The sequence below is a fragment of the Mucilaginibacter gossypiicola genome, from assembly GCF_900110105.1.
Lineage (GTDB): Bacteria > Bacteroidota > Bacteroidia > Sphingobacteriales > Sphingobacteriaceae > Mucilaginibacter > Mucilaginibacter gossypiicola.
Genome location: NZ_FOCL01000007.1, coordinates 152,724 through 167,189, shown reverse-complemented (window position 1 = coordinate 167,189; position 14,466 = coordinate 152,724). Strand labels below are relative to the sequence as shown.

At 42.3% G+C, this 14,466-nt stretch carries 7 protein-coding genes; 2 read left to right on the top strand and 5 right to left on the bottom strand.

The window, feature by feature from the left end; all coding sequences use genetic code 11:
* Positions 1 to 487 precede the first annotated feature (487 nt).
* Positions 488 to 3,064 carry a glycosyl hydrolase 115 family protein gene (locus BMX50_RS22465; protein ID WP_091214277.1) on the top strand — a complete coding sequence of 859 codons (2,577 nt, stop codon included), beginning with the start codon at positions 488 to 490 and terminating at the stop codon, positions 3,062 to 3,064.
* A 212-nt stretch (positions 3,065 to 3,276) separates the two neighbouring features.
* Positions 3,277 to 4,308 (top strand): LacI family DNA-binding transcriptional regulator, encoded by a 1,032-nt coding sequence (locus tag BMX50_RS22460; protein WP_091214273.1) that lies wholly within the window; start codon positions 3,277 to 3,279, stop codon positions 4,306 to 4,308.
* Position 4,309: 1 nt separating this feature from the next.
* Here the strand turns inward: BMX50_RS22460 and BMX50_RS22455 are convergent, their stop codons facing one another.
* From BMX50_RS22455 to BMX50_RS22435, 5 genes are all read right to left on the bottom strand, one after another.
* Positions 4,310 to 5,497, bottom strand: a complete 1,188-nt coding sequence (locus BMX50_RS22455; RefSeq protein ID WP_091214270.1) for a sensor histidine kinase — start codon at positions 5,495 to 5,497, stop codon at positions 4,310 to 4,312.
* A 111-nt stretch (positions 5,498 to 5,608) separates the two neighbouring features.
* Entirely contained in the window at positions 5,609 to 6,991 is a 1,383-nt protein-coding gene (locus BMX50_RS22450) for a sigma-54-dependent transcriptional regulator (RefSeq protein ID WP_091214267.1), read from the bottom strand.
* 289 nt (positions 6,992 to 7,280) lie between these two features.
* Positions 7,281 to 9,533 carry a tetratricopeptide repeat-containing sensor histidine kinase gene (locus BMX50_RS22445; protein WP_091214263.1) on the bottom strand — a complete coding sequence of 751 codons (2,253 nt, stop codon included), beginning with the start codon at positions 9,531 to 9,533 and terminating at the stop codon, positions 7,281 to 7,283.
* A 58-nt stretch (positions 9,534 to 9,591) separates the two neighbouring features.
* Positions 9,592 to 11,028, bottom strand: coding sequence for a RagB/SusD family nutrient uptake outer membrane protein (locus tag BMX50_RS22440; RefSeq protein WP_091214258.1), 1,437 nt, complete (start codon positions 11,026 to 11,028; stop codon positions 9,592 to 9,594).
* Positions 11,029 to 11,037: 9 nt separating this feature from the next.
* On the bottom strand, positions 11,038 to 14,460 hold the full coding sequence (locus tag BMX50_RS22435; RefSeq protein ID WP_091214255.1) for a SusC/RagA family TonB-linked outer membrane protein: 3,423 nt from the start codon (positions 14,458 to 14,460) through the stop codon (positions 11,038 to 11,040).
* Between the last annotated feature and the right edge of the window lie 6 nt (positions 14,461 to 14,466).

Sequence of the window (14,466 nt, the reverse complement as noted above, 5' to 3'; positions counted from 1 at the left end):
TCTACTTTTTTATATTCGAAATTTTTACGCAATCGATTGCAAAACCAAAGCATCCAAAACTCCTTTTTTTTAAAATTTTGATAATGGTTTATAATATTTAGCTAAGAACCCAGCACCCCTGCCATTCAATTGTAGCAATAAATTACCCCTATTGGCAATCGATTGCTCAATTACAGCAAAATTATAAGAACGCGTAATTATGGCGTATATAAGGTTCATAAAGCAATCCATAAGAGGAACTTGGGTTAAAACTTTGTTTAATTGGCGAAGGCAAGATACAACAAAAATTTAATTGTGCAATCGATTGCAATTTTATTTTTATAAATTACACCAATTTTAAGGCCGTAAGGGATTTATTGCCCAATAAAGCATACCATTTTAAGCCATTTATAACAACATTTAAGAAATCATTAGCCCTTGTTTAGGATGCCAGGCCAATCTCCTGAACCGAAACAAGCATACCGGATATAGTAAACTTTAATAAGAAATGATATTTAGAAAAACAATCAGTTTAACGCTGGCAATTTTATTCACCATTGTTTTAAAAAGCAGCGTAGTGGCACAATCGCCTGGGCACCCTCATTTAATAAGTGAGCAAATAACCGCCGGCTACTTTCCTCTCGTTAATGAAACAGGCAGCTCGCCGGTATGGTTAAGTGAAAACGAATGGCCAGGCGTACGCCTGGCAGTTGGCAGTTTTTTGAAGGACATCCAGGCCGTAACCGGTAAAACCGCGGTTTTGGCAGCATCTCCTAAATCAAAAAGACTGGTAATTGTAGGTACCCTCGGAAAAAATCCGGTTATAGACAAAATGGTAAAAAACGGGCAATTAAACGTTAACGGAGTAGCAGGAAAATGGGAAAGCTATGTAATACAGGTGGTTAACCGACCTTTTGCGGGAGTTGACCAGGCACTTGTTATTGCCGGCAGCGATAAACGTGGTACAATTTTCGGGGTCTACGATCTTTCGGCTCAGATAGGTGTATCTCCGTGGTACTGGTGGGCAGATGTGCCTCCTGCACATAAAAAATCAATTTATGTTAACCCACTCAAACATACAGATGGCAGTCCGGCTGTGAAATACCGCGGCATTTTTATCAATGATGAAGCTCCCGCGTTTTCGGGCTGGGCACGTGAAAAATTTGGAGGAATCAATCATTTGGTTTATGAAAAAATGTTTGAGCTTATTCTCCGGTTAAAAGGTAATTACCTGTGGCCTGCTATGTGGGGCAGTGCCTTTAATGATGATGATAAGCAAAACCCGGTACTTGCCGATGAATATGGCGTGGTAATGGGCACATCACATCATGAACCGATGGACCGCGCGCAGCAGGAATGGAAGAAATATGGCAAAGGTGAGTGGAATTACGAAAATAATAAGGAGGTGCTGCAGTCATTCTGGCGGCAGGGAATCGAAAACATGGGTACCAAAGAAACAGTTGTAACCATTGGCATGCGGGGCGACGGCGATAAACCTATGACCGAGGGCAGCAATATAGCACTACTGGAAAACATTGTTAAAGATCAGCGGAACATTATAGGAGAAGTACTAAAAAAATCGCCGGAAAGCGTTCCGCAGATGTGGGCCTTATATAAGGAGGTACAAGATTATTATGATAAAGGGATGCGCGTTCCGGATGATGTTACACTTTTATTGTGTGATGATAACTGGGGCAATATCCGTAAACTGCCTTCATTAACAGCAAAGCCAAGAAAAGGCGGATATGGCATTTATTATCATTTTGATTACGTTGGCGGCCCAAGAAATTATAAATGGCTAAACACCAATACCATATCCAAAACCTGGGAGCAAATGCACCTGGCCTATGCGTATAACGCCAGGCAGATATGGGTTGTAAATGTAGGCGACCTGAAACCAATGGAATATCCGATCAGCTTTTTCCTGGATTACGCATGGAACCCCGAAAAATGGTCTGCTTCAACCCTCGGCAATTATGCGCAACAGTGGGCGGCGCAGCAATTTGGTAGCAAATATGCCTCCAAAATAGCAGATATGCTTACACGTTATACCCGTTACAATGCCAGATGTAAGCCGGAACTATTAAATCAAAACACTTACAGCCTTTCCAACTATGATGAGTTTGGCCAGGTGGTTAGCGACTACAACAACCTGCTGGCCGAGGCAGAGCAAATCAATACAGTTATTGGCAGTGAATATAAAGATGCCTACTTCGAATTGGTACTTCATCCCATACAGGCGTGTGCAAATTTAAATGAGATGTATTTTGAGGCTGCGAAAAACAAATTCTATGCGCAATCAGGAAACTCCACAGCGACCGATCAGGCAGCAGCAAATGTTAAAAAGCTATTTGACCATGACCAGGAAATATCAGACTATTACAATACCAGGCTGGCAAATGGCAAATGGAACCATATGATGGATCAAACGCATATCGGGTACGTATCATGGTTTGATCCGAAGACTAATAAGATGCCCGAATTGTTTAAGGCTGGCGCAGGCTTGGACTCTTTACATAAGTCTACCGATGCGCCATCGGGACTGAATTTGCAGGCTGGCGCCGGAAAAAACGGGTTCATAGCTATAGAAGCGGAACATTATAGCCGGGCCTTACCGTCAGGGAATGTAACCTGGATAGTTATTCCTGATTTTGGCAACACGATGTCGGGCGTAACGCCGTGGCCTGTAACTGCTCCACGTTTAACCCCGGGAGGAACTTCCCCCCATTTAGAATACGATGTTAATTTGACAGATACCGGGAAGGTTGCAATTACCTGCTTCATCTCCCCTACCCTCGATTTTAAAAATGGCGACGGCCTATATTATGCCGTATCAATTGACGATGAGCAACCACAAAAGGTAAACATAACGACTAAAGTAGACGGCAGGGATTGGGCAGAAACCGTATCGAACAATATCAGGAAACTAACTACGATGCATCATATTAGCCATGCCGGAAAACATACCATTAAATACTGGATGGTTGACCCGGCCGTTGTACTGGAACGGGTTGTCTTAAATACCGGCGGACTTCAACCAAGTTACCTCGGTCCACCAGATTCAGGCAAAAGAACGGACAGGTAAGTTTTCAATTAGCGTAACCACTTATTTTTAATGAGTTACGCTAATTAAAGCGATACTTATTAGGCTCAATTTGTTTTATAACTCCCCTATTCAGAATACTGCGAGTATACGACAATTCAAACACAATACAATCGATTGCATTTTTCGTTCTTTGCTATTATTTTATTTATATATTTATCGCTAAATCGGTAAACCACATTCCCCTAAAAAGCGTGCAAAAAGAGATAACTATTTACGATATCGCGGCGAAACTTAATATTTCGGCTGCAACTGTTAGCAGGGGTCTAAAAGATCATCCAAGGGTTAGCAAGGCAACAAAAAAACTGATTGTCAAAACAGCAGATGAAATGGGTTACCGTTCTAATTCATTTGCAAGTAACCTCCGCAAAAAGCAAAGCAATGTTATTGGGGTAATAGTCCCCCGGCTTAACAGCAACTTTATGGCCGATGTACTTGCCGGCATTGAAAAGGTAGTTAACAATAACAACTATAACCTTTTTATAAGTCAATCGCTCGAAACAATGAAAAAGGAGGCGAGTAATGCAAAAGCAATGCTTAACAACCGGGTGGATGGCTTACTGGTTTCCGTAGCATATGACACCACCAGTTTTGATCACTTTGAACCATTTATTAAACGCAATATCCCCGTTATATTTTTTGATCGTGTGTTTGATCATGCTATGTGCCCGCAAATTTACATTGACAATTACAAAGCGGCATTCGATATTACCAATCATCTGATAAAACAAGGATGCAAAAAAATAGTCCATATAGGGGGCAACCAGCTACGTAATGTGTACTCAGAACGTTTTCAAGGCTATAAAAAAGCTTTGGAAGAAAATCATATTGAATTTGACAATAGTTTGGTGATCATTAATGACCTCACCAGCGAAGCGGGCGCTGAAGCTGCGGGGGAAATTCTAAAGATGGATCCACTACCCGATGGCTTATTTGTGGCGAATGACATATGCGCAGTGGGCTGCATGCAGGCCCTAAAAAAAGAAGGGATAAATATCCCTGATGATATCGCAGTTGCCGGATTTAACAACGATCCCACTGCTACTGTAATTGAGCCACCGCTTACAACAGTAAACTACAAAGGCCATGAAATGGGAGAAGCTGCTGCCAAATTGATGATCAATTATTTACTTGATAAACAAGACCTTCAGCAAACACACGGGCTAATACTTCGATCTGAATTGATTATCCGCGAATCGTCCCTTCGGGATAAGTCAAAGCAATAAATTAAACCTGCAAAGATGGAATAAAAATGATAGAGATCCGGGTGCCACCTAAGTTTTCAAATCTGATAACCCCGTTTATTTCTGCGCTTAAACCTTTCATTAATTCCATTCCAAGCGAATTGTATGCCGTACAACAAGGATCTTCTGAAAGGCCAATGCCGTTATCCGAAATTTGAAGCTTTATTTGATCACTGTCGTTAACCAATGTAATTTGAATTTCACCGGCTTTATAACCCGGAAATGCATATTTAATGGCGTTGGTAACGGCCTCATTCATGATCAGCGCTAAGGGTATGGCGTAAGAAATGTCGAGTACCACAGGATCAATATTAAACTTAAAACTAACGAAGCCCTCAACTCCAAAACTTGCCTCCAGGTTATTGATCAATTCGGGTATGTACTCCGTCATATCAATTGTTTTAACATGATCTGTCCTGTACAACTTTTGATGGATCAGTGACATGGCAAAGATTCGGTGCTGGCAGCTTTCAACTGCATTTAGAGCATCATTTTCGAGATATTTTGCCTGCGATTCCAATAAACAAATAACGGTGTGAAGATTGTTTTTTACACGGTCATGAACTTCTTTTAGCAACCATTCCTTCTCGGTGATCAAGTGCTGCAGCATTTCATTTTTCCGGTCGATAGCAGCGTTGTTCCTTTTTGCGGCCATCCCTTGCCGTAAAAGCAGGCCTGCATTAACTAACAGTAATGCAGCCCCTATAATTGTCCAGATTCTTGCAGAACTGGCATGAGCCAGGTTCAATTGCCTCACCTTAGCCGAATTTTTCAGATCCCTGATATATTTATTCTTGTGCTCCGTAGCATAGGCGATTTGCAAATCCTTAATTTGCTTGCTTTTGATTAAATTGAGCATTGAATCTTTTAACCTGTCGCTTTGCTGTAAATAAGAGATTGCGCTTTGATAATTTCCGGCGGCAGAATCTGTCTTGAAAAGCAGTAGGGTAACATCGTGTACTTTTTTTACATCTCCGTCTCTTTCATATTCCTTCAGAGCTTTCAGCAAATAATATTTTGCTTTACCATACTGCTTTTTAATAAGGCAGGCATTCCCTGCAGATTGGCTTGTGTCGGCATCCCGACCAGGCAACAGGCGGGGATGAGGTTCTTGAGCCAGCCCAGTCAGGCGCGATAGCAGGAACAAAATAATTGTGATAAATGTCTTCATGGCGATTTTCAGAATGCTGACCAGTTTCTGCTCGCAGGTGTTATAGGGTTATGCAGAAATTCCCTTTCAATGAGAAATTTGTTTTACTTAAAATCAGCGTTCACTGGGGCATCAACCGAATTGCTTGGAAATACCCAGCTTGATCATCCTTGATTTGAGCGTTGAAGAATTAATGTTAAGCAGTTCTGCCGCGCCTCCTGCACCATATACTTTCCAGTTGCATTTTGCCAGTGTATCCAAAATATGGTCGCGTTCGTTATCGGCGAAGGTTTTGATGCTCTGCGCTTTATTATTACCAACAATAGGATTACGTTGTAAAACAGGCAGCGTTACCTGTTTAATGAGCGGGCCATCACAAAGCAGTACAGAACGTTCAATAAGATTAATAAGCTGCCGTACATTACCCGGCCAGGGGTAATCAAGCAACGTCTTCTTAACCGAATCAGAAAATCCCGTAATTTTTTTGTTGTTCGCTGCGGCAAAAACACCCAGATAGTGATCTGCAATAGGCATGATATCGGCCTTTCTTTCCCGCAATGGCGACAGTTCTATCGGGAATACATAAAGCCGGTAATAAAGATCCAGCCTGAACCTGCCGGCGGCAATCTCTTCTTCCAGGTTCCTGTTGGTAGCCGCAATGATCCGAACATTCACGTTTTTCCTTTTCCCTCCAACCGGGCAAATCTCTTTTTCCTGCAAAACCCTGAGCAATTTAGATTGGATCTCCAGCGGCATTTCCCCTATCTCGTCCAGAAAAATGGTACCGCTTTCTGCCTGTTCAAACTTGCCTATCCTTTTGTCTACTGCACCGGTAAAGCTTCCCTTTTCATGCCCAAAAAGTTCCGATTCTATCAGTGTGGGTGACACAGCGGCACAATCAACAACGATGACCGGCTTTTTACCACGGGCCGAATGATGATGAATAGCCTTTGCCACCAATTCTTTGCCGGTTCCGCTTTCACCCAATATGAGCACCGGGCTTTCAGCGCCCGCTGCAATCTGGATCAGCCTTGTCACGTCTTTTAAACCAGTGCTTTTTCCGGCCATGCCGAAATTGCCGATGCCCGTGCTTTTTAAATCGGAAGGCTCTTTATATGCCTTCGAGACGCGCGCCAGCGAAAGGTGTTCGGCATGCAAGTTTGTAGCGATATCAAGCATAGCCAGCACATCTTTTTCACGGAATGGTTTTACCAGGAACCCATATGGTGAGGTTTGCTTAGCAAGCTTAAAAGTGCGTTCGTCTGAATTTGCCGAAAGATAAATAAAAGGTATTTTATGTTCCCTGATTATCGGGGCCAGGTCAATACCCGTTTTATCTCCTTTTAAAAAGATATCCAGCAGCACAAGATCAGGCAAATCCGACCGAAGGATTTTAACCGCTTCTTCAAACGAACGGGCAACAGGGCAAACAGCGTAACCTGCCCCCTCCAAAACCCTACGCAGGTTGTTTGCTTCTATAAACTGATCTTCGACTATTAATATTTTATTTTTCATGCCGATGTTTTCTGAATTCCGGTTCCATGGCCACCTATTTTAGTGGTTAAACCGGACTGCCTAAGAAAATGTAATATAATTTACAAACCGATCAATGGCTAAGCACACACTGCCTAAAACCGATTTGCGGTAAATACAAACGCTATGCCGAATGGTATCTATTTAACCATCAGCAAAATGCAAACAACACAACCTTCACAAAATCATGAAATCCCGTGATTTCAGCATGAGATTTCATGATCCTGAGCATACCATTTGCCCTGCTCGGAGTAAAGAATTTCGCGCCCCTTCATTGTTCAATCAGCATAGCTATTGCGCCTTTATCCGCGGCAATAAAGACTTCTTTTTCAAAATTATTTAGGGGAGTACAGGCAACTATTACCCGGGTTCCGTTATGCGTTTCGATACTAATTTCCCCCTCTATATCCTGTGATAAGCCTTTCATTAATTCAATACCCAATGATTGGCTACTATCAAAATTGAAGGGCATTCCTATTCCGTTATCGGCTATTGTCAATACAACCTCTTTATTATATTGATATAATACAACCGAAATGGTTCCTTCGCTTTTTGGAAAAGCATATTTGATTGCATTGGTTACGGCTTCATTAATAATGAGGCCAAAAGGTATGGCGTAGGCCACATTAAGAGAAACAGGAGCCACATCAACGTCAAAAATAACCTGATCAGAAATATCAAAGCTCCGCCGAAGGTTAAAAACGAGTTCAGGAATATACTCGGCCATATTGATGGTTTTTACATCATCCGACCGGTAAAGCTTTTGATGGATCAAAGACATTGCAAAGATGCGGTTCTGGCTGGTTTCTATAGCCTGCAAGGCATCGTCTTTCAGATTTTTGGCCTGCGACTCCAACAAACATATAAGTGTATGCAGGTTGTTTTTTACCCGGTGATGCACCTCTTTTATCAGCCATTCCTTTTCCTGAAGATAGCGCTGTAAGGATTGGTTTTTCTTTTGAATAAGCCTGCTATTTCTTTTGGCAGTAAGCGAATTCCTGTAAAGCAAAACAGCCACTATCAGGAGCAGGCAAGAACCTAAAATAACCCAGTTTTTTGATGCTTCAGCATTTTTCAAACTTAGCTTTTGCAACTTTGCTACAGCCTGTAACTCATTGATATCTTTATTTTTTTGTTCTGTATCAAACGATATTTGCAGTTGCTGTATCTGTTTATTTTTTTCGGCATTGAATATGGAATCTTTTAACCGGTTACTAAGTTGCAAATACCTCATCGCGCTTTGGTAATTACCCGCAGCAGAGTCTGCCTGAAAAAGCATCAGGTAGTTACTTTTCAAATCGTTCTTCTTTCCGGCAATATTGAGGTACTTTAAAGCCTGGAGGAGATAAGGTTTTGCCACATTTTGCCTGTGTATACCAAGATAAAAAGATCCGATATGCTGAAAGGATGAGGCCATTTCCCTCGCAGAAAAATCGGCTTTCTGCCGGTTAGCCAAAGCAATCATCTCCAGATAACTTTTTTCAGCGGGCGCATCTTTTCCAAGTTTGTGATAGCAGTCTCCAACTAATGAAAGGTATAATATCTGAGATGAAGGATCCAGCTTTTTATACTTTTCAGAATCCATCAGTACAAATTTCAAAGCTTCTTCCGGTCGTCCCAAATCCAGCAGCCGTTCAACTACCAGGTCTTTAGCCGTGATCTCAGTGGCTGAATTTTCATGATTACGAACAACAAAAGCGTAAGCTTTTTTTGCCCATTGCAAACTTTCGGGCAGGTTGCCCAGATCCTTATGAATCTCGGCTATGCGAATATAGTAGTTGTACGCATAAGACGAATCCGCAGCAGGCCCCATCGTTTCCTCTGCTTTTAACCCATAGGCCAGTGCCTTTTGATAATCTCCTTTTTTTATGTAAACTAAAGAAAGGTTATCATAGGCCGATAATAAAATATTGTATGAGGCCTTCATTTCCGGGTTGATAACCTGCAACAATTCTTTCTCGGCCAAATTGAAGTTACCCTGCCGGGTATGTATTCGAGCTATGTTTGTAATGAGGTCAAGTACCCTATCCTGGTCTTTTAATTTTTGAGCAAGCAGCAATGCCTGCTCAAAACAATATATTTTATAAAACATCTCTTTCTCCCCACGAACAATATTCACGCCCAACTGTGACCATGCGAGGCACTCCCCTAATGTATCTCCGGACCTTTTGCACCTGTTAACAATAGGAAGAAAAAGCTTTTTCAGGTCCAGGTCCTGATCCCTGTCATACGCGGTTTGCGCAGCTAAAATGTCTATCCTATCTCCAAACTTATTTATCTTAAATTTAGCGTTCAGGCTTCGGGCTTCTTTTAAAAACATGTCGATAGTATCTGTTCTGCTTGTTTTAAAAGGCATATATTCGTAAGCCTCGGCCAAATCTATCAGTGTTGCTATTCGCGTAGTATCGGCTGGCATTGTTTTAAGTCGGCTCAATTCATGCTCAGGCGTTTCCTCTGTTTTTTGGGCGTGGATTACCTTTGCAATAAACATGAATAATGAAAAAACAAGAACCTTAACTTTCATATTGCTGTATGTTTAGATCCGTATAACACCGGGAGTTTTATTTTCAATTCTGATGATATTAATAACCTGGATTTTGCGCTCCGATAGCTGGATTAGCCTGAAACTCAGTTAAAGGAATTGGCAGAATGTACTGCTGGTTTGATGTAATTGTTGGCTTAAGCTGCGTTACCGTTGCCAAAGGGAACCGCAGCAGGGCCATCCAGTCCGCACCATCTTCGCCCACAAGGTTTCTTACTATCTCGTAATAGTTTTGTAATAACATGCTTTGGCTTGATGTTGCATTATCTACAGCCGAAAAATCTGTTACACCAGCCTTGCTCATTACGGTTTTAAGTAAAGTTTTAGCCTGGTCAAAGCTGCCACCGGACCTTATTATAGCTTCCGACTCCAATAAATAAACCTCGCTTAAACGAAAAGCATAGGCGGTTTCTGATAGCTGGGTGGGCAACGCTCCGTAAGCAATGTATTTTTGAAAGTGATAGGTGTTAGGAATAATTACACTGTGGCTATCCTCATTATTAAGCATCCACTTTCCCCTTGGGTCGTTGCTCAGGAGGTCTTTCAGCGTTTGTTTGGCAATCCAAAGGTTAGATGTTCCCGGGTAATAGGAACGGCTAAGGGCTAAATAATACTTCTCCTGTCCGGCGAAAGGTTGAATGCCCAGGATAACTTCCGAACTACTCAAGCCTTTAACATTAAAAATATCCTTCAGATTATCTTCCAGCGTATAAAAGCCCGATTGCCGGATAGCGTTGGCCAAGGCAATTACCTGAGTATAGTCTTCCGGAGTTCCATGGCTCATCAAAACACGCATTTTTAAAGCCATAGCAGCCCATTTGGTTGCATAGTAATGCGGATTGGTAGCAGGAGCGTTTGCAATTGCGAAATCCAGATCGCCGGTGATAAAGTTATAGCAGGTACTAACATTGCTCCTTGCCTTAGCAATATTGCTTACTGCAGAAGGTTGGTCACGTATCACAATCCCCAATTGACTGGAGATATCCCACCATTGCCCAAAATAGCTCAGTACCCTGAAAGTGCCATAAGCTCTTAAAAAACGAGCTTCACCAAGTATTTCATTTCTTCTATTTCCGGTGAAGGCATCGGCGCTGAGATTAGTTACGCCACTAATAACATCATTAGAAGCTTCAATCAGTTTGTAACTGTTATCCCAGATAGGCTGGCTGAAAATGCTGCTGTTCTTATAGTTATTAGACTCCTCGGGATTAACCGTACTGTAGCCATCGCCAATAAAGCCGGCATACAGGCTTCCGGGAATTTCGTTAGCCGTCCAATCTGTAAAATTACTGGCGTTCCCATTGGCAAAACGAAAATAAGCGCCATTCAGAACCACCTCTGCCGAACTTTGACCGGTGATGGCATTCACATTAACCACTGCGTTTTGAGGCACAACACTCAGTTGCTTAGAGCATGCTCCAAGTGTAATTGCTGTGGTAACTGCCAAAATTGTAATAACGTTTGTTCTCTTGATCATGCCTTATTATTATAACTTCAACCTTAAACCAAAACTATATTGACGTATTGCCGGGTATGAGGCATCATCTGTATAGCCCCCAATTAAACTGTAGGGATTGTTGCTTACTTCCGGATCGGGACCTGGGTAGCTGGATACAATGAACAGGTTATTGCCAGACAGAAAAAAACTGGCATCATGGATATGAAGTTTATCCGTAATTTTTTGAGGCAATTGATAATTGACTGTCAACGATTTCAGCTTAAGGTAAGAGGCATTAAATACCGAAAAATTGGAAATGCCTAAAGGACTCGCGTTCCCTTTGAGTATTAACCCGGGATTATTTGATCCAGTATTTGAGGCACTGTAATGATCTAAAATGCTTGTGATATGGTTTGACTGATCGGCCAGTGATATATCATTCTGTCGTGGAAGATAGATGAGGTCCCCTCCGTACGAGAAGCTGAACAAGGTGATTAAAGAGAGTCTTTTATAAGTGAACGAATGCGTGAGGCCGCCAAAAAACTTCGGTTCGGCATGTCCAATCACCATATGTTCGGGCGTACCCGCGTATGGTCCGGTTTCAATTAACTGGTAAAGAGGTGCCCCTAATTGTAAGTACGGATACGACTCATATGGAAAGGAAGGATTTTTGTCCGTCGTTTTCAGCACACCTAAATATTTGGTTCCGTAAAGCAATCCTACCGGCTGCCCGACGGTTAATATAGTGTTACCCAATAAAAGTGAATTTAATTGTTTGTCGGACGTCAGAGGCCCGGCAAGTGGATCAGACAGCGCCTGGTTAAGGTTAAGCACTGTAGAACGGTTGCCGGATATATTCAACACGGCGCTCCATTGAAAATTCTTTTTTTTTATGATCTGCCCGCGTAATTCAAGTTCCAGCCCCTTATTGTTGATAGTGGCATAGTTTTGCAGCGCAGAAGAAAAACCGGTGCTGGTAGGAACTGGTAAGGCCACCAGCAGATCTGTTGATCTTTTATCATAATAGCCAAAACTTCCGCTAAGCCTGAAATTGAATAATGCGAAATCAATTCCGGCATCTTTTTGACGGGTGGTTTCCCATTTGGTTTGATCACTGCCCAGCTTTGACGCTATCAATGCGTTGTTTCCTGCATAGTTTGCTGCTGTGTAAAAAGTGTAAAAAAGGTTATTACTGATATTTTGGGTACCTGTCACCCCGCCGCTTACACGTAATTTCAAGCTATTAAGCCAGGAAATATTTTTTAAGAAACCTTCTTCGTTTAGCAGCCATGCTAAACCGGCAGAAGGAAAATAGCCAACCCTGTTGTTCACCGGAAATTTGGAAGATGCATCAGACCGCCCGGTGATGGTTAACAAATATTTATTTTTGAAAGCGTAGTTGGCCCGGAGATAAAAACTTAATAAAGCACTGCGATCATTGAGCTGTGTGGGCAATAGCGTAACGTTAGCGGCAGACTGACTGTTGGCGGCAGGTACAAGGTCTGAGTTGGAAAACGTATTTGTTTTTGATTGCTGCCATGATGTGCCGCCTAATAAAGTGAGCCGGTTATTGTCATCAAACTTCTGATCCCAGGTTAGCGTGTTTTCATAAAAAACCGTCGTTTCCTTAGTTTGCCCTTGTGTAGAAATCCCACCGGTTGAATGGGGATCAGTTGTGGCAATATAAAGTGTGCCCGGCACATAATTTTCTTGATGATAAGTGGAGTGGTTAAGTGAAAAGGTACTTTTAAACCGTAGAGATTTTAAAATTGAATATTCTAAAAAAACAGAGCCTAAAAGCATATCAGTATTGCCATGGTTCCGTCCCTGCAACAGGTTAAAGGGATTTTGAACGCCCTCTGCAACACTGCCCGCTAAAATTTGGGGAATAAATCTCTTTGGCGACCCATCTGCATTAAAAGGTACCAAGTTAGGTGGCGCGAGTATCGCTGAAGTATACACGCCGTTGCTGATATCATTTTGAGTAAAACCATAATTCAGACTGGCATTCAAACGTATACGTTCAGTAATATCGTTATCAAGGCTTACTTTCCCCGCAACACGCCGAAAATTTGTACCCAGTACGGCACCTGTTTGATCGTCATATGACAATGAGGTGTAGTAGCGTGTATAAGCCCCACCACCACTAATACTCGCGTTTGCATTTTTACCCACACCTGTTCGCGTAACCAAACCAATCCAATTGGTACTGTTAGAAAAATAAGAAGGGACGTTTAAGATCGAATCGGCGTTTATGTCAGAATATGGCTGCCGTAACTTATTTAGCGCAACTGCCCCTTCCTTAAGTATCGACTCATATTGACCCAGGTTCAGCACCTTTAAGGTTTTCGGCATACTATAGCTTTGATAGTAACCGGCTTCTACAGACGGGCGGTGATTTCGCAATCCTTTTTTTGTTACGATTATTACCACGCCGTTTGCAGCCTTTGAACCATAGATAGCCGTAGCCGATGCATCTTTAAGAATATCGATAGATTCTATATCGTTGATATTCAAACCCGCAAGTGTATTGAGGCCACGGGTAAACGAAGAGCCGACGGTTGTGCTTCCCGAAGGATCTGTCGTTAGCTTTTCAAGTGGGTTCACGAGGTCGGCCGCTGCCTGTATATACCTGTTCTGTATGGTAACCTGCACGCCGTCGATGACATAAAGCGGGTCATTCCCCCCAATAAGTGAGGCTCCTCCCCTTATCCGAATCTTAGCCAGGCCTCCCGGGGAGCCGTCGCCCTGAACAACCTGAACTCCCGCCGCCTGCCCGGAAAGCGCCTGGTCAATCGTGGTCAGTGTTGTGTTTTTAAGATTTTCCATGTTGACCGAGGATATTGCACCGGTAAGGTCTTTTCTTTTAGATGTGCCGTAACCAACCATAACAACCTCTTCAAGCTCATTGATATTGGGTTCCAGTTGAATGGCAATATCATTAGCATCTAAATTTCTGGAGTGAAGGTGCTGGCTTTTATAACCGATATAATCAAACGAAATAACGGCGTCTTTATCCACATCTTTCAAAAAGAACCTGCCATTTTCATCTGTCATGGTTCGGTTCGCGGAGCCCTCAACAGAAACTGTAACTCCGGGCAGGGGCTTTCCTCTTTCATCCTTTACTACCCCGGTAAGTGATCTGAAAAAAGATTTAACCTTTTCCATGAATTCGGCAGGTTTTACTTTAACTATAACTGTTTTGCTCCTGATGGTATAAGTAAGTGACTGCCCGGCGAAAACCTGCACCAGCACATCTTCAAATTTCCCTGAAGTAATTGTTAAAGTAACTAACCGGGCATGTTTCAAATCGCTCTCGGCATAAACAAAATTGTAACCGCTTTGAGCCTTAAGCTCCTTAAAAACCTCTTTAAGCGGGGCTTTGTTAACCGAGAGATTTATTTGCTGAGCATAAGCAGAAGCGCTAAACATGATCAATATATTTAAGATAACGAGGATGCGTATTTTCATTATTAA

Bases quoted from the DNA above. Each gene is read 5' to 3' on its own strand.
- BMX50_RS22445 (WP_091214263.1), bottom strand. From the start codon at position 9,533: ATGAAAGTTAAGGTTCTTGTTTTTTCATTATTCATGTTTATTGCAAAG.
- BMX50_RS22440 (WP_091214258.1), bottom strand. From the start codon at position 11,028: ATGATCAAGAGAACAAACGTTATTACAATTTTGGCAGTTACCACAGCA.
- BMX50_RS22435 (WP_091214255.1), bottom strand. From the start codon at position 14,460: ATGAAAATACGCATCCTCGTTATCTTAAATATATTGATCATGTTTAGC.
- BMX50_RS22450 (WP_091214267.1), bottom strand. From the start codon at position 6,991: ATGAAAAATAAAATATTAATAGTCGAAGATCAGTTTATAGAAGCAAAC.
- BMX50_RS22465 (WP_091214277.1), top strand. From the start codon at position 488: ATGATATTTAGAAAAACAATCAGTTTAACGCTGGCAATTTTATTCACC.
- BMX50_RS22455 (WP_091214270.1), bottom strand. From the start codon at position 5,497: ATGAAGACATTTATCACAATTATTTTGTTCCTGCTATCGCGCCTGACT.